At 63.4% G+C, this 24,897-nt stretch carries 25 protein-coding genes; 12 read left to right on the top strand and 13 right to left on the bottom strand.

Annotated features, from left to right (window positions below; translation table 11 throughout):
• Nucleotides 1-207 precede the first annotated feature (207 nt).
• Complete coding sequence (locus ACXAED_RS09280) at nucleotides 208-1,068, top strand: CobW family GTP-binding protein (protein WP_475049059.1); 861 nt, start codon at nucleotides 208-210, stop codon at nucleotides 1,066-1,068.
• A 62-nt stretch (nucleotides 1,069-1,130) separates the two neighbouring features.
• Here ACXAED_RS09280 and ACXAED_RS09275 read toward each other — a convergent pair whose 3' ends face one another.
• The 6 genes from ACXAED_RS09275 to ACXAED_RS09250 all read right to left on the bottom strand — a co-directional run bounded on the left by ACXAED_RS09275 (nucleotide 1,131) and on the right by ACXAED_RS09250 (nucleotide 7,960).
• Complete coding sequence (locus ACXAED_RS09275; RefSeq protein ID WP_475049057.1) at nucleotides 1,131-2,810, bottom strand: ABC transporter permease; 1,680 nt, start codon at nucleotides 2,808-2,810, stop codon at nucleotides 1,131-1,133.
• Between the two features lie 159 nt (nucleotides 2,811-2,969).
• The gene (locus tag ACXAED_RS09270; RefSeq protein ID WP_475049055.1) at nucleotides 2,970-4,187 is read right to left on the bottom strand and encodes a phenylacetate--CoA ligase family protein; all 1,218 of its coding nucleotides are present in this window, start codon (nucleotides 4,185-4,187) and stop codon (nucleotides 2,970-2,972) included.
• A 17-nt stretch (nucleotides 4,188-4,204) separates the two neighbouring features.
• Nucleotides 4,205-5,053 (bottom strand): ABC transporter ATP-binding protein, encoded by an 849-nt coding sequence (locus tag ACXAED_RS09265; protein WP_475049052.1) that lies wholly within the window; start codon nucleotides 5,051-5,053, stop codon nucleotides 4,205-4,207.
• Nucleotides 5,054-5,169: 116 nt separating this feature from the next.
• Nucleotides 5,170-6,453, bottom strand: coding sequence for an ABC transporter substrate-binding protein (locus tag ACXAED_RS09260; RefSeq protein WP_475049049.1), 1,284 nt, complete (start codon nucleotides 6,451-6,453; stop codon nucleotides 5,170-5,172).
• A gap of 92 nt (nucleotides 6,454-6,545) precedes the next feature.
• Complete coding sequence (locus tag ACXAED_RS09255; protein WP_475049046.1) at nucleotides 6,546-7,622, bottom strand: branched-chain amino acid ABC transporter permease; 1,077 nt, start codon at nucleotides 7,620-7,622, stop codon at nucleotides 6,546-6,548.
• A gap of 74 nt (nucleotides 7,623-7,696) precedes the next feature.
• Entirely contained in the window at nucleotides 7,697-7,960 is a 264-nt protein-coding gene (locus tag ACXAED_RS09250; RefSeq protein WP_475049043.1) for a hypothetical protein, read from the bottom strand.
• Between the two features lie 102 nt (nucleotides 7,961-8,062).
• On the opposite strand from ACXAED_RS09250, the gene ACXAED_RS09245 reads away from it, so the two are divergent.
• The gene (locus ACXAED_RS09245) at nucleotides 8,063-8,395 is read left to right on the top strand and encodes an SHOCT domain-containing protein (protein ID WP_475049041.1); all 333 of its coding nucleotides are present in this window, start codon (nucleotides 8,063-8,065) and stop codon (nucleotides 8,393-8,395) included.
• Between the two features lie 27 nt (nucleotides 8,396-8,422).
• Here ACXAED_RS09245 and ACXAED_RS09240 read toward each other — a convergent pair whose 3' ends face one another.
• On the bottom strand, nucleotides 8,423-9,409 hold the full coding sequence (locus ACXAED_RS09240; RefSeq protein ID WP_027235686.1) for a branched-chain amino acid ABC transporter permease: 987 nt from the start codon (nucleotides 9,407-9,409) through the stop codon (nucleotides 8,423-8,425).
• Between the two features lie 102 nt (nucleotides 9,410-9,511).
• Nucleotides 9,512-10,330 carry an ABC transporter ATP-binding protein gene (locus ACXAED_RS09235; RefSeq protein ID WP_475049037.1) on the bottom strand — a complete coding sequence of 273 codons (819 nt, stop codon included), beginning with the start codon at nucleotides 10,328-10,330 and terminating at the stop codon, nucleotides 9,512-9,514.
• 88 nt (nucleotides 10,331-10,418) lie between these two features.
• Between ACXAED_RS09235 and ACXAED_RS09230 the strand changes: the two genes are divergently transcribed.
• On the top strand, nucleotides 10,419-10,604 hold the full coding sequence (locus ACXAED_RS09230; protein WP_475049035.1) for a hypothetical protein: 186 nt from the start codon (nucleotides 10,419-10,421) through the stop codon (nucleotides 10,602-10,604).
• Between the two features lie 53 nt (nucleotides 10,605-10,657).
• Here the strand turns inward: ACXAED_RS09230 and ACXAED_RS09225 are convergent, their stop codons facing one another.
• Entirely contained in the window at nucleotides 10,658-12,622 is a 1,965-nt protein-coding gene (locus ACXAED_RS09225; protein WP_475053076.1) for an AMP-binding protein, read from the bottom strand.
• A 446-nt stretch (nucleotides 12,623-13,068) separates the two neighbouring features.
• Here ACXAED_RS09225 and ACXAED_RS09220 point away from each other — a divergent pair, with 446 nt between their 5' ends.
• The 4 genes from ACXAED_RS09220 to ACXAED_RS09205 all read left to right on the top strand — a co-directional run bounded on the left by ACXAED_RS09220 (nucleotide 13,069) and on the right by ACXAED_RS09205 (nucleotide 16,419).
• Nucleotides 13,069-14,970, top strand: a complete 1,902-nt coding sequence (locus ACXAED_RS09220) for a hybrid sensor histidine kinase/response regulator (protein WP_475049032.1) — start codon at nucleotides 13,069-13,071, stop codon at nucleotides 14,968-14,970.
• Nucleotides 14,967-15,671, top strand: coding sequence for a response regulator transcription factor (locus ACXAED_RS09215; RefSeq protein WP_027235691.1), 705 nt, complete (start codon nucleotides 14,967-14,969; stop codon nucleotides 15,669-15,671). The genes ACXAED_RS09220 and ACXAED_RS09215 overlap by 4 nt, the downstream gene beginning before the upstream one ends.
• A gap of 66 nt (nucleotides 15,672-15,737) precedes the next feature.
• Complete coding sequence (locus ACXAED_RS09210) at nucleotides 15,738-16,136, top strand: MAPEG family protein (protein ID WP_475049030.1); 399 nt, start codon at nucleotides 15,738-15,740, stop codon at nucleotides 16,134-16,136.
• Between the two features lie 55 nt (nucleotides 16,137-16,191).
• Nucleotides 16,192-16,419, top strand: coding sequence for a WGR domain-containing protein (locus ACXAED_RS09205; RefSeq protein WP_475049027.1), 228 nt, complete (start codon nucleotides 16,192-16,194; stop codon nucleotides 16,417-16,419).
• Nucleotides 16,420-16,519: 100 nt separating this feature from the next.
• On the opposite strand, the gene ACXAED_RS09200 is transcribed toward ACXAED_RS09205, so the two are convergent.
• Nucleotides 16,520-17,719, bottom strand: coding sequence for a hydantoinase/carbamoylase family amidase (locus ACXAED_RS09200; RefSeq protein ID WP_475049024.1), 1,200 nt, complete (start codon nucleotides 17,717-17,719; stop codon nucleotides 16,520-16,522).
• Nucleotides 17,720-17,864: 145 nt separating this feature from the next.
• Between ACXAED_RS09200 and ACXAED_RS09195 the strand changes: the two genes are divergently transcribed.
• The 5 genes from ACXAED_RS09195 to ACXAED_RS09175 are packed head-to-tail and all read left to right on the top strand — an operon-like array spanning nucleotide 17,865 to nucleotide 21,618.
• Nucleotides 17,865-18,515: a histidine phosphatase family protein gene (locus ACXAED_RS09195; RefSeq protein WP_475049021.1), complete on the top strand. Its 651-nt coding sequence runs from the start codon at nucleotides 17,865-17,867 to the stop codon at nucleotides 18,513-18,515.
• Between the two features lie 21 nt (nucleotides 18,516-18,536).
• Complete coding sequence (locus ACXAED_RS09190; protein ID WP_475049018.1) at nucleotides 18,537-19,151, top strand: glutathione S-transferase family protein; 615 nt, start codon at nucleotides 18,537-18,539, stop codon at nucleotides 19,149-19,151.
• 11 nt (nucleotides 19,152-19,162) lie between these two features.
• Nucleotides 19,163-20,215: a saccharopine dehydrogenase gene (locus ACXAED_RS09185; RefSeq protein WP_475049016.1), complete on the top strand. Its 1,053-nt coding sequence runs from the start codon at nucleotides 19,163-19,165 to the stop codon at nucleotides 20,213-20,215.
• Nucleotides 20,215-20,463: a SemiSWEET family sugar transporter gene (locus ACXAED_RS09180; protein WP_475053074.1), complete on the top strand. Its 249-nt coding sequence runs from the start codon at nucleotides 20,215-20,217 to the stop codon at nucleotides 20,461-20,463. Before ACXAED_RS09185 ends, ACXAED_RS09180 begins: the two co-directional genes overlap by 1 nt.
• A gap of 12 nt (nucleotides 20,464-20,475) precedes the next feature.
• Nucleotides 20,476-21,618 carry a saccharopine dehydrogenase family protein gene (locus tag ACXAED_RS09175; RefSeq protein WP_475049014.1) on the top strand — a complete coding sequence of 381 codons (1,143 nt, stop codon included), beginning with the start codon at nucleotides 20,476-20,478 and terminating at the stop codon, nucleotides 21,616-21,618.
• A gap of 186 nt (nucleotides 21,619-21,804) precedes the next feature.
• Here ACXAED_RS09175 and ACXAED_RS09170 read toward each other — a convergent pair whose 3' ends face one another.
• From ACXAED_RS09170 to ACXAED_RS09160, 3 genes are all read right to left on the bottom strand, one after another.
• The gene (locus ACXAED_RS09170) at nucleotides 21,805-22,128 is read right to left on the bottom strand and encodes a DUF3775 domain-containing protein (protein ID WP_475049011.1); all 324 of its coding nucleotides are present in this window, start codon (nucleotides 22,126-22,128) and stop codon (nucleotides 21,805-21,807) included.
• A gap of 87 nt (nucleotides 22,129-22,215) precedes the next feature.
• Nucleotides 22,216-23,511, bottom strand: coding sequence for an adenylate/guanylate cyclase domain-containing protein (locus ACXAED_RS09165; RefSeq protein WP_475049008.1), 1,296 nt, complete (start codon nucleotides 23,509-23,511; stop codon nucleotides 22,216-22,218).
• The gene (locus tag ACXAED_RS09160; protein WP_475049005.1) at nucleotides 23,512-24,894 is read right to left on the bottom strand and encodes a DNA recombination protein RmuC; all 1,383 of its coding nucleotides are present in this window, start codon (nucleotides 24,892-24,894) and stop codon (nucleotides 23,512-23,514) included.
• Nucleotides 24,895-24,897: the final 3 nt, after the last annotated feature.

Raw genomic sequence — 24,897 nt, 5'->3', positions numbered from 1 at the left:
CCCAGCCCGCAAAGACCCGGAAAAGCGCGGCCCCGGCCGCGCTTTTTTGCTTCTGTGCCTGCCCCAGCCCGTCAAGCACCGAAATTTTAAAGCACCGCCAGCTTTTCCTAGACCCGATTGCGCGAGATCCCTATACGTTCGCGCATCATTATTCTCGGGGGGAAACATGCAGTCGGGAGCACGCCGCGCTCTGGGGGACCAGCGCTTATGAACCGGTTGCCAGTAACGATTATCAGCGGTTATCTGGGCGCGGGCAAAACCACCCTGATCAACCGCTTGCTGGCCGAGGATCACGGGCTGAAACTGGCCGTGATCGTGAATGACTTCGGCGCGGTCAATATCGACGATGCGCTGATCCAGGACACCGACGGCGGCAAGATCGCCCTCACCAACGGCTGCGTGTGCTGCACGATGGGCGACGACCTGGCCGCGGCGCTGCGGGAGGTGCTGAACCGCCCCGAACACCCGGACCATGTGGTGATCGAGGCCAGCGGCATTTCCGACCCGGTTGCCATCGCTAATTCCGTTCTCAATGAGAACGGCCTCAGCTACGGCGGCATCGTCACGCTGGTGGACGCCGGCAATGCGGAAACGCTGCTGAGCGACCCGCTGGTTGCCCCGCAGGCAGAACAGCAGATCCGCGCCGCAGATCTGGTGATCGCGACCAAATGCGATGAACTCTCTGATGCGCTCGGCGCCACCCTGAAATCGGCCGGCGCCCGCACCCCGACGGTGCTGAACGGCTCTCCCGTGGCGGAGCTGCTGTTTGACGTGGTGCCGCTGCCCAAGGGCCGCGCGGTGGCGGCGCATCCCGCCTACACCACCTGGCAGCACCGCAGCAGCACCGCGCTGGACCGCCGCGCGCTAGGGGACAAGCTGGCAGACCGGCCCGCCGGGCTTTACCGGATGAAGGGGTTCGTGCTGACCACCGGCGGCGCCTATGAGCTGCATGTGGTGGGCCGCCATGTCGAGGCCAAACGCTGCGAGGCGGAGGAAACCCTTCTGGTGGGCTTGGGGCCGGCAGACCGGATTTCCCGCGACGAGATCGAGGCCTGGTGGGCGGCATAAGCCGCACCCTGGTCCAAGAAAATTCAAATTTTCTTGGCAAGAATTTTCCAAGATTCTTGCGCCTAGCGCCGCCGTCCCACCTGGCGGCAGATCAGGATCACCGGCAGCAACCCCACCGCCATGATCACCAGCGAGGGCACCGCAGCGCCCTCCAGCCGCTCATCCGCCGCCAGCCGGTGCGCCTGCACCGCCAGCGTGTCGAAATTGAAGGGCCGCATGATCAGGGTAGCAGGCAGTTCCTTCATCACATCGACAAAGACGATCAGCAGCGCCGTCAGCAGGCTGGGCGTCAGGATCGGCAGATGCACCCGGCGCAGCATTCCCAACGGCCCCTGCCCCAAGGAGCGCGCTGCCGCATCCATGTTGGAATGCATGGTCGCCTGTCCGCCCTCATAAGCCCCCAGCGCCGCCGCCATGAAGCGCACACCATAGGCGGCGACCAGCAGCCAGATCGAGCCGGTCACCAACAGCCCGGTCCGGATGCCGAAGGTCTCCCGCATCCAGGCATCCAGCGCATTGTCGAACGCCGCGAAGGGCACGATCAGCCCCACCGCGATCACCCCGCCGGGCACCGCATAGCCCAGCCGGGCGAAATAGGCCGCCGCAGAGGACAGCCGCCCGGGACGCAAGCGCTGGTAAAAGCCGAGGCAGACTGCGGCCGCCACCGTCAGCACCGCCGCGGCAGCCGCCAGGGTGATCGAATTGGTGGTGAAACCGATGTAGCGGCGGCTGAAAAAATTCTGCTCGGAGTCGAAGCTCATCAGGAACAGCACCGCCACCGGCAGCAGGAAGCCCAGCACAACCGGCACCGCGCAGAAGAACACGGCCACCGCCGCCTTGACGCCGCCCAGCTCCGCCGGCGGCATCTGGGTGTGGTGCTTGCCGGCATGGTGGTACTTCGCCCGCCCGCGGGTGGAGCGTTCCACCACCGCCAGCGTCAGGGCAAAACCCAGAAGGCACAGCGCCAGTTGCGCCGCCCCGCCCCGGTCGCCCAGCGAGAACCAGCTGGTGTAGATCCCGGTGGCAAAGGTCTGCACCCCGAAATAGGACACCGTGCCGAAATCCGCGATCGTCTCCATCACCGCCAGCAAGACGCCCGAGGCTATCGCCGGGCGCGCCATCGGCAGGCTGACCATCCAGAATGCCTGCCAGGAATTCTTGCCCAGGGCGCGTGCCGCCAGAAAGGCACCGGCGCTCTGCTGCATGAAGGCCGCCCGCGCCAGCAGATAGACATAGGGGTACAGCACCAGCACCAGCATCGCCGCCGCCCCGCCGGTGGAGCGGATTTCGGGGAACCAGTAATCCCGCGGGCCCCAGCCCGTCACCTCGCGCAGGGTGGCCTGCACAATGCCGGGGTGGTCCAGGATATGGGTATAGGCATAGGCAAGAACATAGGCCGGGAAGGCCAGCGGCAGAACCAGCGCAACCTCAAGGAAGCGCGCCCCGGGGAACCGCGTCATTGTCACAAGCCAGGCAGCCCCGGTGCCGATGGCAAAGGTGCCAAGCCCGACCAACGCCACCAGCGCCAGCGTCGTCAGCGTATAGCCCGGAAGCACGGTTTCAGCCAGATGGCGGATCGTCTCCGTTCCCCCAAACGACGCGGCCAGCGCCACCGCCACCATTGGCAGCAGGCAAGACAGCGCCACCGCCCAGGCCATCACGGCAAACAGCCTGCCGCCGCCCTTGCCGCCACGGCGGCGCCCATGCGGGGCATACTCTATGGGATCATTGGCAGCAGTCATTTGCAGCAGTCAGAGTCCGGCTGAAGGTTTACACCGCCCTATTTCGACCATTCCAGTCAGAAATTCCAGCCGGAAAGCGCAGCCCGGGCCAAGCCGCCGCCAGAACAGCAAACGGGCGCCTGCTTCGGGCGCCCGTTGGTCTCATCAGGTCAGCCGACCTCAGTCGTAGGTCCGCTGATCCTCGATCACCAGCCCGTCCTTGGGCAGCGCCCCGGGCGCGACCACCTCGACCTTGCCCTTCAGCTTCAGCACCTCGATCACCGACCGCGCATAGGCCGCCTCGTCGCCGCCTGCGGCTTCGATCTGCACGGTCATCGCGTCCATCTCGCCTTCGCGGCTTGCAATCACGCGGGCCTTGACGATCTCGTCATGCTTGTCGACCAGCGCCGCCACTTGTTCGGGGCGCACAAACATGCCCTTGATCTTGGTGGTCTGATCGGCGCGGCCCATCCAGCCTTTGATCCGCATGTTGGTGCGGCCGCAGGGCGAGACACCCGGCATCACCGCCGACAGATCGCCAGTGGCAAAGCGGATCAGCGGGTAATCGGGGTTCAGCGTGGTCACCACAACCTCGCCCACCTCGCCCGGCGCCACCGGAGTGCCTGTGCCGGGGGTGACGATCTCGACGATGACATGCTCGTCGACGATCATCCCCTCCATCGCCGGGCTTTCATAGGCGATGTTGCCCAAATCCGCAGTGGCATAGCTCTGCAGGCAAGAGATCCCGCGGTCGGCATATTCCTGGCGCAGGGACGGGAACAGCGCGCCGCCGCCCACCGCCGCCTTGGAGAATGCCAGCTCCACACCCATCGCATCGGCCTTGTCCAAGATCACCTTCAGGTAATCCGGCGTGCCGGCATAGGCGGTGGCGCCCACGTCGCGTGCGGCAGTCACCTGCAGCTCGGTCTGGCCAGTGCCGGCCGGCAGCACCGCGGCGCCAACCGCCCGCGCGCCGTTTTCAAAGATCATGCCGGCGGGCGTCAGGTGGTAGCCGAAACAGTTCTGCACCACATCGCCCTGGCCGATCCCGGCGGCGTTCAGGAACCGCCCCATCCGCCACCAGTCGCCGTCCACCCCGCCCGGCTCGTAAATCGGGCCGGGGCTCTGGAAGATATGGGCAAAGCCATGCGCGGGCTTCACGGTAAAGCCGCCAAAGGGCGGGTTCTCCGCCTGCGCCCGGCTCAACTCCGATTTGCGCAGCACCGGCAGCTTGGCCAATGCCTCGGCCGAGGTCACCGCCGCCGGGTCCACCCCGTCCAGCAGCCTGGCGTAGCCCGCCGCGCCCTTGGCGCGGGCGATCTGCTCCGGCAGCGCCTGGGCCAGGTCTGCGGCGCGTTCGTCTGCGCTGCGGGTTTCAAGCGTGTCAAAAAAGCTCATCACGTCATCTCCCCGCATCAGCTCAGCCACCTCTTGCGGCGGCGGTAGGACCGCACGTCGCGGAAGCTCTTGCGCCCCTCATCCGACATCCCGAGGTAGAATTCCTTCACGTCCGGGTTCTCCCGCAGCTCTGCCGCAGGCCCGTCCATCACCACCCGGCCAGATTCAAGAATGTAGCCATAGTGGGCATACCGCAGGGCAACGTTGGTGTTCTGCTCGGCCAGCAGGAAGGTCACACCCTCGTTTTCATTGATCGACTTCACGATCTCGAAGATCTGCTCCACCAGCTGCGGCGCCAGGCCCATCGACGGCTCGTCCAGAAGGATCGTCTCCGGCCGCGACATCAGCGCGCGGCCCATTGCCACCATCTGCTGCTCGCCGCCCGAGGTATAGCCCGCCTGCGACTTGCGGCGCTCCTTCAGGCGCGGGAAATAGCTGTAGACCATCTCCAGGTCTTTCTGGATATTTGCGCCGCCGTCCGAGCGTGTATAGGCGCCGGTCAGCAGGTTCTCTTCCACCGTCAGGTGCTCAAAGCAGTGGCGGCCTTCCATCACCTGGATGACGCCCTTCTTGACCAGCTCCGCCGGGTCCTGCTCATGCACATGCTCGCCGCGGTATTTGATCGACCCCTTGGTGACCTCGCCGCGTTCCGAGTGCAGCAGGTTCGACACAGCCTTCAGCGTGGTGGTCTTACCGGCCCCGTTGCCGCCCAGCAGCGCAGTTATGCCGCCCTTGGGCACATTCAGGCTCACGCCCTTAAGGACGAGGATCACGTGATTGTAGATCACCTCGATATTGTTGACCTCCAGCAAGGTCTCGGCCTGCACATCTGCAGTGTCGGCGGCGGTGTTTGCTGCATCCAGCATCAAAGCGTGTCCTCATGCCTGTCCCGGACCAGAGCCGGGATCCCGTTGAGTGGCGCGGCAGCTCCCCGCCGCGCCGGTTTGGTTCCGGCCCCCTGACGCGGGGGCCGTGGTGCGCGTTACTTGCAGCCAGGCTCGATGTTGTTTTCAGCCGCGTAAGCAGCCGAGTCTTCGTCGATCAGCTTGCCGATCACTTCACCGTCGGTCGCTTTGAAGTCGGAGATAGCGTTCCAGGTCTTGGCGCCGGCATCCCACTGCACCACACCGACCAAGCCGGGGCCGCCATGGTTTTCGCAGCTGACTTTGAACTCAGGACCGAAGCCCGCCATGCCCAGCGCTTCCATTTTGGCGTTGGTTATTTCCAGCGCTTCCATGCCATCGCGCATCATCGCCGCGGTGATATCACCGGTGCCATGCATTTCCTGCGCGGTCTTGGCGGCCTCGGCTGCCAGCATCGCTGCATAAAGGCCGCGGTTGTACTGCACCGACCCCAGCTGATCGCCGGCACCGGCTGCCTTGCCCGAGTCCACGACATATTTCTTCAGGTCGTCGTAAACCGGGTAATCCATGCCAAGCCCGGTGAACGTCAGCGCCTTGTAGCCCGTGGCTTTGGCACCTGCAGGCTCCACGTCAAATTCGGCACCGGACCACCAGACACCGATGAAGTTTTCCATCGGGAACCGGATGTTGGCGGCTTCCTGAATTGCAACCTGGTTCATCACGCCCCAGCCCCACATCACAACGTAGTCAGGCTTCTCACGGCGGATCTGCAGCCACTGCGATTTCTGCTCCTGGCCCGGGTGGTCCACCGGCAGAAGCGTCAGCTCAAAGCCATGCTTGGCCGAAAGCTCTTCCAGAGTGCGGATCGGTTCCTTGCCATAGGCAGAGTTGTGATAGACCAGCGCAACCTTCTTGCCGTTGATGTCGCCGTCGTTGATTTCCAGCAGATGGTTCACCGCACCAGAGGCACCGTTCCAATAGTTGGCCGGGTAGTTGAAGACGTTGCTGAACACTTTGCCGTTTGCCGCCGAGGTGCGGCCATAGCCCATGGTGTGCAGCGGGATGCCGTCGGCGGTCACTTTGGGGATCAGCTGATAGGTGATGCCGGTGGACAGCGGCTGATACACCAGCGCGCCTTCGCCCTTGGTGGCCTCATAGCACTCTACACCCTTCTCGGTGTTATAGCCGGTCTCGCATTCGATCACCCGGGCCGGAACACCGCCGATGCCGCCATCGCGCTCGTTCAGCAGGGTGAAATAGTCGTTGTAGCCGTCCGAGAAGGGAATGCCGCCCGCCGCATAAGGCCCGGTCCGGTAGCTGAGGTCCGGGAACACCAGATCCGCCATTGCCGGACCGGCTGCCATCGCGGCGCCAAGCGCCAGTGTGGTCAGTGTCTTTTTCATCGGCTTAAATCCTCCCTTTGGTCTTATCCGATGGTTTCTTACGACGGGGGTGGTCTTGGTCTTCTCCCCGCCAGCGTGTCTGCCGCCCCGCGTCAGTGCGGGAAGGGCCAGAGTCTCAGTTTTTCCTTGGCAACGCGCCACAGCTGCGCCATGCCGTGCGGCTCCGCGATCAGGAAGACGATGATCAGCGCGCCGACAATCACCAGCTGGAAATGCGCCACGATGTCCGTCGGCCAGCCCAGCAAGTCGACGCCCACCACCTTCAGCACCACCGGCAGCAGCACCAGGAAGGCAGCGCCGGCAAAGGAGCCGAAGATCGAGCCCAACCCGCCGAGGATCACCATGAACAGCACCAGGAACGACTTCTGGATGCCAAAGGCTTCGCCGACCTCGACCGCGCCCAGATAGACCGCAAAGAACAGCGCGCCTGAGATGCCGATGAAGAAGCCGGAGACCGCAAAGGCCGTCAGCTTGGCCTTCAGCGGGTTCACCCCGATGATCTCGGCCGCGATGTCCATGTCACGGATCGCCATCCAGCTGCGGCCCACGGTGCCGCGGGTCAGGTTGCGGGCAACCAGGGCGCAGACGGTCAGGAAGATCAGGCAGAACAGGTAGGTCGCCCAGGCCGATGCGTTGGGGCCGGTGATGACGATGCCGAAGGTATCGCGCTCCGGCGCGTTGATCTGGCCCGAGGCCGAGTAGTTGTAGAACCACGGAACCCGGTTGAACAACCACACCAGGAAGAACTGCGCCGCCAGCGTCGCCACCGCGAGGTAGAAGCCCTTGATGCGCAAGCTGGGAAGGCCGAACAGCACGCAAACCAGCGCGGTGATACCGCCCGCCAGCAGCACATGGATGAACATGCTGACTTCTGGGAAAGCCGTCATCAGCTTGTAGCAGGCATAGGCCCCCACCGCCATGAAACCGCCGGTGCCCAGGGACACCTGGCCGCAATAGCCGACCAGGATGTTCAGCCCGATGGCCGCGATCGAATAGATCAGGAACGGCAGCAGGATCGCGTTCGCCCAATAGTCGTTGATCAGGAAGGGGATGATCCCGAAAGCCACCGCCAGCACCACGTAATAGCGGATGCGGTCGAACTTGATCGGGAAGGTCTGGCTGTCATCTGCATAGGAGACTTTGAAATCCCCGGCTTCACGGTAGAACATGTCTCAGATGCTCCCTTTCTCTTGCAAACGGGACCCGGTCCGGGTGTCTGTCTTGATTGTTTCAGCGGCGGCACTCATTTGACCTGCCCCCACTGCGCCTGTGCGGCGTCACGCTGTTCGCGGGTCATCCGCGCCGAAGGTCTGGCATAGCCGCTGCGCTCGCTGCCGCGCACCAGCCGCAGATAGGCGATGATGCCGGTAATCAGCCCCGCAGAAGCCAGCAGCGCTGCGGTCACCACCTGGGTTTCGCTGTAGCTTTCCGCCGTCAGCGCCAGGTAGCCGAAGGCCCAGAAACCAGCCCAGGCGATCACGTTGACGATGGCAATCATCTTGTTCATGCCGCGGCTCCGCCGTTAACCACTTCTTCAGAAATCCGGACTTCGCCACATTTCGCCCAAATCTCTTTGCCACCCTGTTTGCGGGTAAAGTGAGTGGGATCAATGACCGCGATTTTCGAGGAAATCCGGCGGCTGGAGGCCGCGCGGAAGAAGGGTTGGATATCAGCATCCGAATATGCAGTGGCCAAGGGCCGGCTGCTGGAAACTGTCGAGGACGCAACCGTGCTGCCATCTTTCGAGGCACAGCCGCAGCGGCGTGTGGTTTCGAGAGACGCGCCCGGCCCCTGGGGGCTGATGCTGATCGGGCTGTGCGGGGCGGGGTTGCTGACCTTCCTCGCCGGGCAGGTGATCGGCGATCTGACAATCGCCTTCACCCTGGTGGCCAGCGTCTTTGCCGCCGTCGTCATCGCTGCTTTCCGCCGGCTTGAGGGCTGAGGATGCAGGGAGCAGATCATATGAGCGTCAGACCCGTTCAATGATCTTCTCCCCGAACAGCCCCTGCGGACGGAACACCAGGAACAGCAGCGCCAGCACATAGGCAAACCAGTTCTCGGTGGCGCCGCCGACCATCGGGCCAATGGCGAACTCAAACAGTTTCTCGCCCACGCCGATGATCAGGCCGCCAACGATGGCGCCGGGGATCGAGGTGAAGCCGCCCAGCATCAGCACCGGCAGCGCTTTCAGCGCGATCAGCGACAGCGAGAACTGCACGCCGGACTTGGTGCCCCAGACGATGCCGGCAACCAGCGCCACAAAGCCTGCGACCGACCAGACCAGAACCCAGATGAAGTTCAGCGAGATGCCGACCGACAGGGCCGCCTGGTGATCATCCGCCACCGCACGCATGGCCCGGCCCTGCTTGGTGTACTGGGCAAAGCAGACCAGCCCCGCCACCAGCAGCGCCGCAATCACCGTCGCCACGATATCCAGGTTGTCGATAAAGAAGCCGTAGCCGAAAATGTTGAAGGTGGTTTCGTCGATCCACAGGTTGATGCCCTGCGGCAGGCCCACGTCCAACGTCTTGATTTCGGAGCCCCACATCAGGTCGGCGACGCCTTCCAGGAAGTAGGCCAGACCAATGGTGGCCATGAACAGGATGATCGGCTCCTGGCCCACCAGATGCTTCATCACCAGCACCTGCACCAGCCAGGCCAGCAGCACCATCACCGCCACCGTCAGGGCAATCGCCAGCACCCCGGGCACGTTCCAGCCGAAATGAGTGACATGGCCGCCAAAGACCGCGTTGATCACATGCGAGAAGGGCACCTGCCCCTGCATGATCCCCACCAGCGTCATCGCCGCAAACAGCGCCATCACGCCTTGGGCATAGTTGAAGATGCCGGACGCCTTGTAGATTAGAACGAACCCCAGCGCGACCAGCGCATAAAGCACGCCCGCCATCAGGCCGTTCAGCGTCACTTCCATCGCAAAGACGAGTTGTTCGGGCATTAGAGGCTCTCCTCGGAATTCTGCACTGCGGCGGTGCACAGGGGGTGCACAGGGGGTGTACGGAAGTCACCCCGCCGGGGCCGGGTGTTGCTGTGTTGCAACTCAGTCATGGCTGACCCCCAGATATGCGTCGATCACATCCTGGTTATTGCGCACCTCATCCGGGGTGCCGTCACCGATCTTTTTGCCGTAGTCCATCACCACGACCCGGTCGCTGAGGTCCATCACAACGCCCATGTCGTGCTCGATCAGGGCAATGGTGGTGCCGAATTCGTCGTTCACATCCAGGATGAAGCGGGACATGTCCTCCTTCTCCTCGACGTTCATGCCGGCCATCGGTTCGTCCAGCAGCAACAGCTTCGGTTCCGCCGCCAGCGCCCGCGCCAGTTCGACCCGTTTCTTTAGGCCGTAAGGCAGCCGCGCAACAGGTGTCTTGCGAATGTGCTGGATCTCCAGGAAGTCGATGATCCGCTCCACAACCTCACGGTTCTCGGTCTCTTCGGCCTCCGCCTTCCCCTTCCACAGGGCCTGCGAAAACAGGCCTGTTTTCATATAGTTGAGCCGCCCGGTCATTACGTTGTCCAACACGCTCATGCCTTCGAACAGTGCGATGTTCTGGAAGGTCCGGGCGATGCCCTGGCGCGCCACCTCGTAGGGGCGCATCGGCGGGCGTTTCTTGCCGTGGAACAGGACTTCGCCTTCCTGCGGCACATAGAAGCCGGAGATCACGTTCAGCATCGACGACTTGCCGGCACCGTTGGGGCCGATGATCGCGCGGATCTCGCCTTCGCGGATGTCAAAGGAGATATCCTTGATCGCCACCACGCCGCCGAACCGCAGGGTGATGTTCTTCATTTCCATCACCACGCCGCCAATGGTGCGGCCGTCGTCAGTCACATAGCTTAAGGAATTGTCAAGCATAACAACGGCCTCCATTATTTTGCCGCATAGAAATTTTAAGATTTCCGTGCGATACTTGTGGGTAACGAGCAGCAAGGAGATCGACGTTATGTTCGGCGAACTTGAGCATTCCTGCCTTCTGAAGATGGCCATCGAATGCAAGCAGATGGGCCTCAGCCAATCCGAAAGCCTGGCCTCGATTATCGAGCAGACACACGGGTTCAGCTCCCGCTTCAAGATCCAGCAGGTGGTCAACACGGCCTTCAATCCTGGCCTGAACCCCGACCTGATCTGAGACCGGTCCGGCCTGCCCGGCACGGGGCGGGGTCATTTCCGGCGATACCTGCATCATTCCGCGGCCACCTTGTGCGGCGCTGCCGGTTTCACTTCGGCATCAACGATGGTCAATGTCGCTTTGATTGAACCCTTGCGGCCGTCCTCATAGGTCACCTCCGTGACGGTCGAGACCTTCTCCGAGCCGTCGTAAAGCGCGGTGATAATATCGTCGAACTTCTCTTCCACGATACGGCGGCGCACCTTGCGGGTACGGGTCATCTCGCCATCATCCGCATCCAGTTCCTTGTGCAGAACCACAAAGCGATGGATCTGGCAGCCTGACAGCATCGGGTCTTCCGCGACCGACTTGTTGACTGCCGTCACATGCGAGCGGATGGTTTCCAGAACCTTCGGATGGCCCGCCAGTTCCTGGTAGGAGGCGTAGGCGATATTGTTGCGTTCCGCCCAGTTGCCCACTGCCGTCAGGTCGATGTTGATGAAGGCAACACAGCGGTCGCGGCCATTGCCGAACAGAACCGCTTCCAAGATGTCCGGGTAGAATTTCAGCTTGTTTTCCACATACTTGGGCGCAAACATGCTGCCGTCGGCCATCTTGCCCACGTCCTTGGCACGGTCGATGATCCGCAGATGGCCTGAGCCTTCCTCGAAGAAGCCAGCATCGCCGGTGGCTACCCAGCCTTCGGGGTCCTTGGTAGAAGCAGTGGATTCCGGGTTGTTGAAATACTCGACGAAGGTGCCTGGCGAACGGTAATAGATCTCGCCGTTGTCGCCGATCTTGATCTCGACCTCCGGCGCCGGCACACCAACGGTATCAGCACGCACTTCGCCATCCGGCTGCACGGTGATGAACACGGTGGCTTCGGTCTGGCCATAGAGCTGTTTCAGGTTGATGCCCAGCGAGCGGTAGAAATCAAAGATCTCCGGCCCGATCGCCTCGCCCGCGGTGTAACCGACGCGAATGCGGCCATAACCCAGCGTATCCTTCAGCGGGCCATAGACCAGAAGGTTGCCCAGCGCGTATTTCAGGCGGTCCATCACGCCGACGGGCTTGCCGTCCAGAATGTCGCCCCCGACCTTCTTGGCGTGTGCCAGGAAATGATGGAACATCTTTCGCTTCAGGGCGCCTGCATCCTCCATCCGGATCATGACGTTGGTCAGTTGACCCTCGAACACCCGCGGCGGCGCAAAGAAATACGTCGGACCGATCTCGCGCAGGTCGGTCATCATGGTGTCGGCGCTTTCCGGGCAGTTCACACAGAAGCCGCACCAGTAGGCCTGTCCGACCGAGAAGATGAAGTCGCCAACCCAGGCCATCGGCAAGTAGGAGAGGATATTCTCGTTCTGGGTCAGCTTGTCGAACTCAGCAGAGTTCTTGGCGCTTTCGATTACGTTGCGGTTCGACAGCACCACGCCCTTGGGCTTGCCGGTGGTGCCGGAGGTGTAGAGCATCACGCAGGTGCTGTCATAATCCAGCTTGCCCTGCCGCTTGTTCAGCTCCCCGATCAGCTCGTCATGGGCCGCCCGCCCCTGATCCTGGATATGGCTGAACTGGTGCAGCTGAGTGTGGTCGTATTTCCGCATGCCGCGCGGGTCGAGATAGATCATGTGCTCGAACTGATGCAGCTGATCCTGGATCTCGATCACCTTGTCAGCCTGCTCCTGATCGCCAACGATCACGAAGCGCGCGCCGCAGTGACCCAGCACATAGGCCATCTCCTCGGCGACCGCATCCTGGTACAGCGGCACCGGCACGGCACCCACCGCCTGCGCGGCGACCATCGACCAGTAGAGATAGGGGCGGTTGCGGCCGATAATGGCAACAAAATCACCCTCGTTCACGCCAAGGTTGATCAAACCCAGCGCCAAAGCTTCTATTTCCTTTGCCGCCTCGGACCAGGTCCAGCATTGCCAAATGCCGAATTCCTTTTCCCGGTAGGCCGGCGCGTCTGCGAATTGCGCCGCATTGCGTTGAAGCAGCGCCGGCAGGGATTTCATCCCTTCGGCGCCCATCTGCATCTGAGCCAACTTTCTTTCCTCCCTTTCCGGCGTTGCTGCCGGACCGACCGCCGTCCGCGGTTCTGGCCCCGATTAGGGACAGCGACAGATTAGCCCGTCAACTTTTTCCTGAAGTTTTCCTAATTCTTACGAATTGTAACAGGCATCTTCCCTTTGTTTTACAGATTGTTACGCAAGGCAAGCCAACTCCAATCGGGGCGAACGTTTCTTACCGCGCGGAGGCCGCGGCCGAAACTGCGCGGGATGCGCACGGATCGGCAAATGACCGAATTGACCGCCAGATGATTCTTTCTCAAATGCGAATCTAAAGGGACGCCAGCCGCTCCTACCCCCACGGCAACCAGGAGACGATTGAGCCTTTCGGAGGCGGCACCATCCCCCCCCCGCGGCCGAATGGCAATTTGCCCCCGTTGGGCAGCGGTGCTAGCCGTGGGCCGGGGAGAGCCATGAACCGTACGAATAAGCAGCACGCCGCCATGACCACCGCCGGGCTGAACCTGATCGCCCAGGCGCTGTCGATCTATGACAACGATTTGCGGCTGGCCGTGTGCAACCGCCGCTTTCAGGAAATGTTCAATCTGCCGGACCGCCTGACGCAGCCGGGCGCGTCCTTTGCCGAGACCATCCGGTTTCTTGCGGAAAACGGAGAATATGCCCCGGAAACAGACATCGAAGAGATCGTGCGGACCCGGGTCGAGCAGGCGCTGGACTTCGTGGCCCATTATTTGGAGCGCGAACGCCCCAACGGGCAAATGATTTCAATCGAAGGCTCGCCGCTGCCGCAAGGCGGATGGGTCACCGTCTATACAGATATTACCCGCACCAAGCGGGCGGAGCAGCTATTGCGGGCGCGCTCGGAGGAGCTTTCCGAAAAGCTGATCGCCTATACCGAGGAGCTCTCTGCCGCCAACCGTCAGCTGGAGGCCACCAATACCGCTCTGGAAGAGGCCAAGCGGCAACTGACCGAGATCGAAGGCCGCACCCGGCTGACGACCGAGATGATGCCTGCCCATATCGCCCATGTGGATGCGGACGGCTATTACACCTACACCAACCGCCGCCTCAGCTCGGTCTTTCCCAGCCGCCCTTCGGACATTCTGGGCATGCATATCTCGGACGCGCTGGGGCCTGACGCCTTTGACCGGATCGAGCCGCATCTGCTGGCCGCCTACAAGGGCGGCAGCCCGGTGTTCGAGTTCACCGAAAGCCACGGCAGCCGCCGGATCAGGGTGGCCTTTACCCCCGACCAGCAGGGCGGCGTCTATATCCTTTCGATGGACGTAACCGAGGAAACCCAGGCACGTGTTGCCCTGCAGCAGGCCCGCCGCCGCGAAATGGCGGCTCAGATGACCAGCGGCCTGGCGCATGATTTCTCCAACCTGCTGACCATCATCCTGGGGATGCAGGGCAAGCTGGAAAAGATGGGATTGGGCGGTGAGGCCGCGGAAATGGTCCAGGGCACACTGTCCGCTGCACGGCGCGGCGGACGGCTGCTAAACCGGATAGCTGAAATGACCGGCCAGCGCACCCTGCGCCCGCAGGCCACCAACATGCACGACCTGCTGAGCGAGCTGAAGATCCTCGCCTCTCCGTCGCTGCCGCAGGGGGTAGGCCTCAGCATCCTCGACAATATGCCGGATCAAGTGCTGCTGCTGGACAGCGGCAAACTGCAGGATGCGCTGCTGAACCTGATCCTGAATGCCCGCGACGCCTGCGGCACCTTCGGCCAGATCACCGTCAGCGCCCATGCGGTCGGGCAGACCTGGGTGGAGATCACCGTCACCGACACCGGCCCCGGCTTCTCTGCCGAGGCACTGGAAAAGGCCCTGAACCCGTTCTTCACCACCAAGGGCAGCGAAGGCTCCGGCCTGGGCCTGCCGATGGTCTATGACATGGCCAAGCTTGCAGGCGGCGACATGCGGCTTGGCAACACCCAGACCGGCGCCTCGGTCACCCTGCGGCTGCCCTACCGCCAGGCCCCCGATGCCAAGGGTGGCATGGCGCTGCTGGTCGAGGACAGCGAGGAATTGCGCGCTGCCTTCCGCGACATGCTGATCGACCTTGGCTATTCGGTCATCGAAGCGGCCAGCGTGGACGAGGCCAGCGCGCTCACCGCCGACCTGCCGGACATCGCGCTGGTGCTGTCCGACATCAAGCTGGAAGGCAGCGCCACCGGCATCGACCTGGCCGCCCGGCTCGACGGTTCCGGCCTGCCCTGCATTCTGATGACCTCGCTGCCGACCAGCGACCCGCTGTTCCGCAAGGCATTGAAATGCGGGCCGGTTTTGCGCAAACCTTTCACCACTCACCAGCTGTCCGAATTGATCGCACCGGAGCCCGCCGTATGACATCCCCCCTGGTCACCATACTGGATGACGAGCCGGAAATCCGCCGGATCCTGACCGAAACGCTGGAGGACGCGGGCTTCCGCACTCAAAGCTTCGCCCGCGCACGCGAATTCGAGGCGGCGCTGAACCGCGTGACGCCTGATGTCTGCCTGGTGGATCTGTCGCTGCCCGACACCGATGGGCTGGCGCTGGTGCATAGGCTGGCGCTGGAGCAGGGGGCGGCGGTCATCATCATCTCCGGCCGGGCCCAGGTGCAGGACCGGGTGACCGGGCTGGAGCTCGGCGCGGACGACTATATCACCAAACCTTTTGACCCGGCCGAGGTCGTGGCGCGGGTCCGGGCCAGGTTGCGCAGCGGCCCGCGCACTGCGGCCCCAGCCAGCGAGACCGCCCGGTTTTCCGGCTGGACCGCACATTTCGACCGCTACGTGCTGGAGGATGACACAGGCGCCGAGACCCCCTTCTCCCATGCCGAAGGCGAGGTTCTGCGGCTGTTCCTGGACAGTCCCAAGCGGCTGATCTCCCGCGCCCAGATGCAGGAGGCGCTTGGCGGTGCAGCCGGGGAAAGCTTCGACCGGGCGATGGATGTGCGCATCTCGCGTCTGCGCACCAAGCTGCGCGAGGACCCCAAGAACCCGCGGCTGATCAAGACGATCTATGGCGCGGGTTATATCTTCTTGGGCGATGTGGACTGGGTTTGACCGCGCAAAAGTAGAAAAGCAGCCTGAAAACACTACGCTTCCTCTTGTCAGATGGAGGAACGCGCAATGACGCAGCTGCAGTATTTCACCGCCCTGTCCGGGCTATGGGTGGCGGTGGCCTGGGTGCCCTATATCCTCGACCGGATCTTTGTCCGCGGCCTGATGGGGGCGCTCGCCAACCCCAGCCCCGACGACAAACCTCAGTCGCCCTGGGCCCAGCGCGCGCACCGGGCGCATATTGTCGGAGTGGAGCTGTTTGCCGCCTTTGCGCCGCTCGCCATCATCGCCACGCTGGTGATACCCGCCGAAGACCAGCCCGGCACCTTGGGTGTTACATTCTTTTTCGGCATGGTAGCGCATTACGTGATCTATTCCGTTGGCCTCCCGGTCCTGCGCACCGCCGCCTTTGCGGTCGCCGCGCTCTCGTCACTCCTCTTGGGGCTGACACTTCTGGGCGCGGCCTAGCGCAGTCTGGTACTGGCCTCTTGCCCGGCCGAATCGCTGCGCGTAGAATCGTTCTATGGCCACCTGTCTGCTCTACCGCCAAGCCCCCTCGCGCCCGTCGCGGTTCTACCGCATCGAGCTGGCGATGAACCTGTTTTCCGAGGTCTCCGTGCTGCGCGAATGGGGTGTGGCCGGCAGCAACGGGCAAAGCGTCATCAACATCTACGGCAACCTGCGCGAGGCATCCCTGGCCGCCGACAAGCACCGCAAGCGGATGCTCAAACGCGGCTACGGCCGGGCCTGACCCGCGCCGCGCTAGCGGCGCCAGGCCCAACTGTGACGGGTATTCTTTGAATGTCCGGGAACAGGCGGGAGCGCCCTGCCCCTCTTACGCGCCGCCAGGTTCAAACCGCCAGCGCCCGGGCTGCCCGGTCCAGCACCTGCAAGCCCAGCACCAGATCCGCCTCGTCCGTATCCTCGTCAAAGGCATGGCTGATGCCGCCGATGGAGGGCACGAACAGCATCCCCGCGGGCATCACCGTGGCGAGATTGGCCGCATCATGCAGCGCGCCAGAGGGCATCTTCTGCCACTTCCCGGGCGCCAGCCCCTCCGCCGCGGCTGCCAGCTCTGCCTGAAACCGTGCATCCATCGCTGCCGGTTCGATCCCCATGACCGGGCCAAGCGCCACCGCGACGCCGTGGCCGGCAGAAATTTCCTGCGCGGTCTCCTTGATAACCGTTTCCATCCGCGCCAGCCGGCCGGCATCCGCATCACGCCATTGCATCGAGAACTCCACCCGCCCCGGCACCACCGAGGCGGCATTGGGATGCAGCGCCACATGGCCGATGGTCCAGACCGTGGCAGGTGTCACCACATCGGCAAGCCGGCTGTTTAGAGCCGCATTGAAGGCAGACAGCGCCTGAAACGCGTCCCGTCGCAGGTGCATCGGCGTGGTGCCTGCGTGGTTCTGGCGGCCCTCGAAACTGATCCGCATGTCGCGGATGCCGACGATATCCGTCACCACTCCAATACCAAGCCCGGTTTCCTCCAGATAAGGACCCTGTTCGATATGCATTTCCAGAAAGCCGCTGAACCGGCCATGCGGCAGGAAATCCCCTGCCAGATCCGCCATCTGCGCCCGCATGTCCGCCAGGGAATTGCCAGCATTGTCGGTGAACCCGTCCGCCGCCTCCAGCGCCAGCTTGCCGGTCCAGACATCTGAGCCGGTCAGCACCCCGAACCGCCCCTCCTCATCCTGGAAGCTGACGCAGGAGATGGGCGGCCCGCCTGCTTCCCTGGCCGCCCGGGCAACCTCCAGCCCGGCCAACACCCCGAGCGCCCCGTCCAGCCAGCCGCCTTCGGGCTGGGTGTCACTGTGCGATCCCAGCAGCAGGCTCCTTTCCCCAGCCAGCCCGAACAAGTTGCCGAGCGGATCGAAATGCGGCTCTAAGCTAGCCTCTTTTATCCGTTCCGCCAGCCATTTCCGCGCGGCAATGTCGGCCCCGGAATAGGCCTGCCGCACCACCCCCTTGCCCGCGCCCGAGGCGCCAAAGCTGCGCAGGGTATGCAGATCATCGAGAAATCGCTGAGGGTCGAGAGGCATGATAGGTCTCCAGGCTGACAGGCCCACTGTGCTCCAATATCTTGGCGCTCTCAACGGAATTGAAGGGACCTGCGCCCAAACCCTCTCTTCCCTCTGCCCGGAACCTCCCCTAAGACTTCCCCGGTAACAACGGAGCCGCCCGCCTATGTCCCACATCACGCTGATCCGCCACGGCCAGGCCAATACCAGCGCCCGTGACGAGGCAAGTTATGACCGGTTGAGCGACCTGGGCCACCAGCAGGCGGTCTGGCTGGGGGAGCATCTGCGCAACAGCGGTAATCATCATCCGCGCGTCTACTGCGGCACCCTGACCCGGCATATCGAAACCGCCGCCTCGATGGGATATGCGGATGCAGTGCAGGACGCCCGCCTCAACGAGATGGAGTATTTTACCCTGGCCGAGGCGATGCGTGATCAACACGGGCTGCCGATACCGGAAGAACGCGAGGGTTTTGTCGAACACCTTCCCAGGGTCTTTGCCGCTTGGGCCGGCGGGGAGATTTCCGAGCCCTACGAAAGCTGGTCGCAATTCGAGACCCGCACCCGGCAGGCACTGGAGGAAATCTCCGCAGGTGACGGCCCGGCGCTTGTGGTCACCTCGGGCGGGCTGATCTCGATGGCGCTGCGGCAGGCGATGGGGCTGGATACCGCGGGGATGGCACGCATTGCGCTTGCGGTCATGAACACATCCATGCACCGGCTGTTCCCCATCGGCGGCCACTGGAGCCCGGTTCTGTTCAACGCGGTGCCGCACCTGGAAGCGCCGGACCGGCACTTTGCCCAGACACATCTGTGACGTCCGAAGGGGAGGAAGACCATGCAGCTCTATTACGCGCCCAACACAATTTCGGTGGCCGTGGCCATCGCATTGGAAGAGGCCGGGATCGACTATGAGACGGTGAAAATCGACTTTGCCGCCAAGGAACAAACCGGCGCGGCCTATGCCCAGGTCAATCCCAAGGGCCGGGTGCCCGCGCTGGCGGTCGAGGGCGGCATCCTGACCGAGACCGGAGCGCTCCTGGAATACATCGCCGATATGGCGCCGGACGCAGGTCTGCGCCCGCAAGAACCGGTGCAGCTGGCCCGGATGCGCGAAGTGATGTTCTACCTGGCTTCCACCATGCATGTGAACCACGCCCACAGGCTGCGGGGCGCCCGCTGGGCCAAGGAACGCTCCAGCTGGAAAGACATGCAGAAGATGGTGCCCCAGACCATGGCGGCCTCCTGCGAGTACATCAGCCAGGCCGGGCTGCGCGGGCCCTTTGTGCTAGGGGAGGAAATCAGCCTCGCCGATTGCTACCTCTATGTGGTCTGCACCTGGCTGGAAGGCGACGGGGTGAACGTGGCGGACTTCCCCAAAATCCGGAACTTCATGACGGCAATGGAACAGCGCGAGTCCGTTCGCGCAGTGTATGCCAAGGGAATGCTTTGAAGGACATGACAATGACGCATCTGTGGGTACGGGCCGAACAGCGCCCCAACGAAGAGCGGGTCGGCCTGACCCCTGAAGGCGCCAAGGCACTGCTGGCGGGCGGCATCAAGGTCACGGTGGAGGAGAGCTCGGTACGCGCGATCCCGCTACAGGGCTACATTGACGCGGGCTGCGAGATTGTGTCTGAGAACTCCTGGCCCCAGGCGCCTGCGGATGCGATTATCTTCGGCCTCAAGGAACTGCCCGAAGACGGCACCCCGCTGCCGCACCGCCACATCATGTTCGGCCATGCCTTCAAGGGCCAGCATTCCGGCAAGGCACTTCTGGAGCGGTTCAAGGCCGGCGGCGGCACACTTTATGATCTGGAATATCTGGTCGATGAGACCGGCCGCCGGGTTGCCGCCTTTGGCTATTGGGCGGGCTACGCCGGCGCGGCGGTGACACTGAAAGCCTGGGCCGCCCAGCAGCGCGGCGAACTGTGCGGGCCGGTTGGCGTCTATGGCGGCAAGGACGCGCTGCTGTCAGATCTAGGCGCAGAGCTTGACGCGCTGAACAAGGACCGCCCCACCGCAATCGTGATCGGCGCGCTTGGCCGTGTCGGCACCGGCGCTGCCGACCTTTGCGAGGCAATAGGCGTGCAGGTCACCAAATGGGACATGGCCGAGACCGCCAGCGGCGGCCCCTTCCCGGAGATCCTGGACCATGACCTGTTCCTGAACTGCATATTCGCGCGGCCCGGCACTCCGGTCTTTGTTCCCCGTGAAGCATTGAGCGCGGGCCGCAAGCTGACTGCCATCGGCGATGTCGCCTGCGACCCGGACAGCGACTACAACCCGGTGCCGGTCTATACCCAGGCCACTACTTGGGAGGCCCCTGCGCTGCGCGTCGCCGAAAACCCGGTCCTTGACGTGATGGCGATCGACAACCTGCCGTCGATGCTGCCGGTGGAAAGCTCTGAGGATTATGCCGCCCAGCTGCTGCCCTCGCTGCAGGCGCTGACGGATCTGGAGAGCGGTGTCTGGGGCCGGGCCAAGGCCACCTTCCTGGAGCATCTGCCCGAATGATGGCGCCTTACGTCGGCTATCTGGCAGCCTTTCTGGGCACCGTCTGCTGGATCCCCCAGGCCTGGAAGGCCTGGGCCTCCCGCGACACCTCCGGCCTGTCGCTGCCGTCGAACCTGATGTTCCTGGCGACCGTCTCGCTGTGGCTGGCTTATGGGGTGATGGTCGGCGACTGGCCTTTGATCCTGGCAAATATCTGCGCCGTGAGTGCCGTTCTGGTGATCGTCGCGGCCAAACTGAAATTCGGATAAGGGAGAACTCTCATGACTATTCACTGGTGCGGCACCGGCCTGTCGGCAATCCCCGGCCTGCGCCGCCTGCTGGAAGCGGGCCACGACGTGGCGGTCTGGAACCGGACCACCGACAAGGCGCGCGAGGCGGTCGGCGATCTGACCACCAATATCCACGCCTTCAGCATCGCCAACCTGGGCCAGATGCTGAGCCCCAAGGACGTGATCGTCTCCATGCTGCCCGGGGACTGGCACGTTCCGCTGGCGGAGCTGGCGATTGAGCACGGCGCGCATTTCGTATCCTCTTCCTACATCGCGCAGGAAATGCGCGCGCTGGACCAGAAGGCCAAGGACGCCGGCGTCTGCCTGATCAACGAGGTTGGTTTGGATCCCGGCATCGACCACCTGATGGCGCATGCTCTGGTGGCGGACTACAAGGCCTCCGATGCCTTTGACCCCGAAAACGAGATCAGCTTCATCTCCTACTGCGGCGGCATCCCCAAGACCCCGAACCCGTTCCGCTACAAGTTCAGCTGGTCGCCGCTGGGCGTGCTGAAAGCGCTGCGGTCGCCCTCCAAATCGATCCGCGATTTCAAAGAGCTGGACGTTGCCCGCCCCTGGGATGCGATCTCCTCCTACGAGGCGCCGCTGCCCTCCCCGGAAAGCTTCGAAGTCTACCCGAACCGCGACTCGATCCCCTTCATGGCGCAGTATGAGTTCGGCGAGGACTGGAAGGTGAAGGAGTTCGTCCGCGGCACCCTGCGCCTCAACGGTTGGGCAGACGCCTGGGCGGACGTGTTCAAGGAGGTCGAGACCCTGTCCGGCCCCGAGGGCGACGCCCGCCTCAAGGAAATGTCGGACCAATTCTGGGCCGAGAACGCCTATGACGAGGGCGAGCCGGACCGGGTTGTCCTATGCGTGGGCCTGAAGGCCGAGAAAGGCGGCGCCGAGGTCTGGCACAAGACCTATGTGATGGATGCCTGGGGCGACGAGCGCGGATCAGCGATGGCGCGTCTGGTGTCCTATCCGGTCTCCTTCGCCATCGAAGCCGCCATGAACGGCAAGATCGCCGCCGGGGTACACGCCGCGCCCAGCGATCCGGCTTTGGTGGAGAAATGGATGGGTGAAATCGGCAGGCTGGCTCAGCACCTCGAAATTGTTGACAGCAAGGGCTAAAAGCCCTGAGTGCCCGCAAGCGAAAACCTGCGGGCGACCTCCAAGGTCCTTCATTAACCTGGCCTCAAATATCCAGGGGTCCGGGGCAGCGCCCCGGACCCCGCTTCAAAGGAAATGGGCGCCGTGACTGCGGCGCCCTTCTGCTGTGCGAACACAAGAGAAGCCTGACAGCGTGGCATCCCGGCCTTAACGGCCGATTACGTCGTCCTCGACGTCATGCACATCAATGCCCAGCGCCTCCAGACCAGCTTCCAGATTGTCAGCCAGATGCGGAGTGCCGAGCAGGTAATCCGCGGTTGGCGTGGTCGCTTCCTGCCGGGCGGTATAGATCGCATCACCGAGTTCTTCGGGTTCAAAACTGCCGCGGCCGACCCACATGATGCCGACCAGCTCCGCCTGCTGGTCTTCACTCATCCGGTCTATGAAGGCGCGCAGCTCGCCCTCCGCGCGGCCCAGTTCCCGGGCCATCATCGCCACCTGTGCCACCTTGCGGACTGAGATCTCCAGCATTGCTTCACTCCTTCTGTTCGCTGCCTCAGCATATCAAACAGCGGGCGAAACGCCTAAGTCTTTGATCTGGGGCAAACGGACCCGCGGTCAGCCCTGCGCCTTGCCGAAGAGCGCGAGCCCCTCGCTGCGCCCGCGCAAGACCTCCGTCGGCAGCGCAGACCAGCCGTTGCGCGCGGGCTCGGCCCCGGCCTCTTGCAAAAGCGTTTCAGAGGCAATCAGCGCCACGTCATGTACCTTGGTCAGCTGCTCAAGCCGCGCCGCGGTGTTCACGGTATCACCAAAGACGGAGTATTCCAGCCGCTGCGGCGTGCCGGTCACGCCGGAAAACACCTCGCCCCAATGCACTCCGATCCCTGCTGCCAGCCCAGCGTCGCCCGCCTGCTCCCGCAGCCGGCACCATGCGGCCACTTCCGCCAGCAGACCTTCGGCGCAGTCCAGCGCCCGCACCGCCGCCCGCTCTCCCTCGAACAGGATCATCGCCGCGTCACCGATATACTTGTCGATCAATCCGCTGTTCCGGCCTGCCACTTCCTCCACGCGGGCGCGGAATTCCGTAATCAGGCTGCTGACCTCCTGCGGCTCACGGCCTTCGCACCAGCTCGTAAAGCCGCGGATGTCGATGAACAAAATGGCCATCTGCTGCTGGCGGCCTTCCTGCAGCGTTTCCAGCCCGCCTCCCGCCAGGCGTCCCGCCAGCTGGGCCGGCAGGTAGCGGGTCAGGTTTGCCTTTTGGCGCGCCTCTTCCAGGGAGCGGTGCAACAGGCCGCGCATCCGGACCGCCGCCACCAGCAGAACGACGCCGGCCAGGCACAGCATCACCAGCCGCATGAAATTCGGAGGTGAATCCATGGTCAGCCTGATCCGTTCAACCAGATCCGGCGCGGCGTCAGGCGGCTGCCACAGGATCATCCAGCCAAACCCGGCTGCAATCAGCACCAGCATCACTGCAAGCCGCAAGGGGCTGAGTCTCAGCACTCCAAAGGCAAGCACGACCGGGGCCATCCACACAGCTGGCATCGCAAAGACCGCGCCGCCGGGGACTCCGGTATTCACCAGCGACAGAAAGGTATTCAAAAGCAGAAAGCCGCAATCCGCCAACACCGCCAGCCAAATCATCCAAGGCTTGAACAGCCCCTTGCTGATCGCCCAATAGGTCAGCACACCGACTGCCAGGTAAGAGAGCATGGTGACCGTTGCCAGCCCGATCTGACGCCGCAAATGCGGCTCGTCCACCACCCGTACAGAATCCAGAGCCAGCATCATTGCCAGTATCAGGCCCAGTGCCACCGCGATCCGCAGAAGCGCAACGATGCGTTCGGCCTCAACCTCCGCAGCCCGCAGCAGCGCCGCCTCCCCCGCACGCAATGCTGGAGGCAGCTGCATTCAGTCCTCCGCCAGCAGCGCCACCTGGCGCGGCTCGACTTCGACTTGCCCGGGGTCCTCAAGCTCCGCCCCGTTTGACACGACTCCCATTGCCTCGAACCGGCGGGCGGAGGGCAGCACGCGGGCTTCCAAAGATCCCACTGCCTTGTTGTAGTTGTTTACCGAGGAAGACAGCGACCGCCCGACTGAGGCCAGATTCTTGGAGAACGTCGCCAGCCGGTCATACAGTTCTTTGGCGGTCTTCTGCACCTCGACCGCGTTCTCGGCCATCTTCTCCTGCTGCCAGCCGTAGGCGATGGATTTGACCAGCGCCATAAGGGTGGTTGGTGTCGCAATCAGCACCTTGTTTTCAAATGCATACTCGATCAGTCCTGGATCCGCTTCGGCCGCGGCGGAAACGAAAGTCTCGCCAGGGATGAACATGACTACAAAGTCTGGCGTCTCACCCAAGGCGCTTTGATAGGATTTCGAGGCCAGCTGGCGCACATGGGTTTTTACGTGGTTTGCATGGCGGGCCAGCGCCGCCTGCTGCTGATCAGGTGTTTCCGCCTCCAGCGCGTCCAAATAGGCTTCCAACGGAGTCTTCGCGTCCACCACAATGCTCTTACCGCCTGGAATGCGGACCACAGCATCAGGCCTGCGCAGGCCGTCATCGGTGCCGACGCTTTTCTCCAGCTCATAGTCCACATGTTCGGCCATGCCGGCCATCTCGAACACCTGGCGCAGCTGCATCTCACCCCAGCGTCCGCGGGTCTTGGGAGCGCGCAAGGCTTGAACCAGCTTGCGGGTCTCGCCGCCCAGCGCCGCCTGGCCCTCGGCCAAGTGCTTCACCTGCGCCTTGATCGCGCCATAGGCCTCATTGCGGGCCTGTTCGATCTCCTTGATCCGCTCGCCGAACTGGCCCAGTTTCTGATCCAGCGGCTTCACCAGGCTTTCGATCGCCGCGTGGCGCTTGGCCAGATCCGCATCCGCCGTCTTGCTGTGCGCCTGAAAGCGTTCGCTGACCAGGCTCAGGAAGCTTTCGGAGTTCTGTTTCAGCACGCCCGAGGCCAGCGCGGCAAACTTGTGCTCCACCTGCTGGTTCATGTGGTTCAACTCTTCCAGCCGCGCCGCATGCTCCGCCTTCAGCGCCTGCACCTGCGCCTCGGCCTGATAGCGCGCGGCGCGCTCGTTCTCGCTGGTGCGGCGCAGGGTGGCCAGTTCATCCGTCAGTGCCGGCAGCCGCGCCACCTCAGCCTGCAAGCCCGCGTTATGGCTGCGCAGATCCGCGTTGAGCTGCTCCATACGCCTTGCATGGCCGCGCAGACGCAACGCCGCCGAGGCCAAAAGCGCCGCCAGCCCGGCCAGCGCGTAGATTGCCCATTGGGCCTGTTCCAATGTCACTGC

This window comes from Leisingera sp. ABM4_103 (assembly GCF_056158685.1).
Note: the sequence above shows the minus strand (reverse complement) of the source record. Positions and strands in the feature narration are given on the sequence as shown.

Excerpts from the sequence above, each read along its gene's own strand:
- ACXAED_RS09280 (WP_475049059.1), top strand. The coding sequence starts at position 208 with ATGAACCGGTTGCCAGTAACGATTATCAGCGGTTATCTGGGCGCGGGC.
- ACXAED_RS09275 (WP_475049057.1), bottom strand. The coding sequence starts at position 2,810 with ATGACTGCTGCCAATGATCCCATAGAGTATGCCCCGCATGGGCGCCGC.
- ACXAED_RS09270 (WP_475049055.1), bottom strand. The coding sequence starts at position 4,187 with ATGAGCTTTTTTGACACGCTTGAAACCCGCAGCGCAGACGAACGCGCC.
- ACXAED_RS09265 (WP_475049052.1), bottom strand. The coding sequence starts at position 5,053 with ATGCTGGATGCAGCAAACACCGCCGCCGACACTGCAGATGTGCAGGCC.
- ACXAED_RS09260 (WP_475049049.1), bottom strand. The coding sequence starts at position 6,453 with ATGAAAAAGACACTGACCACACTGGCGCTTGGCGCCGCGATGGCAGCC.
- ACXAED_RS09255 (WP_475049046.1), bottom strand. The coding sequence starts at position 7,622 with ATGTTCTACCGTGAAGCCGGGGATTTCAAAGTCTCCTATGCAGATGAC.
- ACXAED_RS09250 (WP_475049043.1), bottom strand. The coding sequence starts at position 7,960 with ATGAACAAGATGATTGCCATCGTCAACGTGATCGCCTGGGCTGGTTTC.
- ACXAED_RS09245 (WP_475049041.1), top strand. The coding sequence starts at position 8,063 with ATGACCGCGATTTTCGAGGAAATCCGGCGGCTGGAGGCCGCGCGGAAG.
- ACXAED_RS09240 (WP_027235686.1), bottom strand. The coding sequence starts at position 9,409 with ATGCCCGAACAACTCGTCTTTGCGATGGAAGTGACGCTGAACGGCCTG.
- ACXAED_RS09235 (WP_475049037.1), bottom strand. The coding sequence starts at position 10,330 with ATGCTTGACAATTCCTTAAGCTATGTGACTGACGACGGCCGCACCATT.
- ACXAED_RS09230 (WP_475049035.1), top strand. The coding sequence starts at position 10,419 with ATGTTCGGCGAACTTGAGCATTCCTGCCTTCTGAAGATGGCCATCGAA.
- ACXAED_RS09225 (WP_475053076.1), bottom strand. The coding sequence starts at position 12,622 with ATGCAGATGGGCGCCGAAGGGATGAAATCCCTGCCGGCGCTGCTTCAA.
- ACXAED_RS09220 (WP_475049032.1), top strand. The coding sequence starts at position 13,069 with ATGAACCGTACGAATAAGCAGCACGCCGCCATGACCACCGCCGGGCTG.
- ACXAED_RS09215 (WP_027235691.1), top strand. The coding sequence starts at position 14,967 with ATGACATCCCCCCTGGTCACCATACTGGATGACGAGCCGGAAATCCGC.
- ACXAED_RS09210 (WP_475049030.1), top strand. The coding sequence starts at position 15,738 with ATGACGCAGCTGCAGTATTTCACCGCCCTGTCCGGGCTATGGGTGGCG.
- ACXAED_RS09205 (WP_475049027.1), top strand. The coding sequence starts at position 16,192 with ATGGCCACCTGTCTGCTCTACCGCCAAGCCCCCTCGCGCCCGTCGCGG.
- ACXAED_RS09200 (WP_475049024.1), bottom strand. The coding sequence starts at position 17,719 with ATGCCTCTCGACCCTCAGCGATTTCTCGATGATCTGCATACCCTGCGC.
- ACXAED_RS09195 (WP_475049021.1), top strand. The coding sequence starts at position 17,865 with ATGTCCCACATCACGCTGATCCGCCACGGCCAGGCCAATACCAGCGCC.
- ACXAED_RS09190 (WP_475049018.1), top strand. The coding sequence starts at position 18,537 with ATGCAGCTCTATTACGCGCCCAACACAATTTCGGTGGCCGTGGCCATC.
- ACXAED_RS09185 (WP_475049016.1), top strand. The coding sequence starts at position 19,163 with ATGACGCATCTGTGGGTACGGGCCGAACAGCGCCCCAACGAAGAGCGG.
- ACXAED_RS09180 (WP_475053074.1), top strand. The coding sequence starts at position 20,215 with ATGGCGCCTTACGTCGGCTATCTGGCAGCCTTTCTGGGCACCGTCTGC.
- ACXAED_RS09175 (WP_475049014.1), top strand. The coding sequence starts at position 20,476 with ATGACTATTCACTGGTGCGGCACCGGCCTGTCGGCAATCCCCGGCCTG.
- ACXAED_RS09170 (WP_475049011.1), bottom strand. The coding sequence starts at position 22,128 with ATGCTGGAGATCTCAGTCCGCAAGGTGGCACAGGTGGCGATGATGGCC.
- ACXAED_RS09165 (WP_475049008.1), bottom strand. The coding sequence starts at position 23,511 with ATGCAGCTGCCTCCAGCATTGCGTGCGGGGGAGGCGGCGCTGCTGCGG.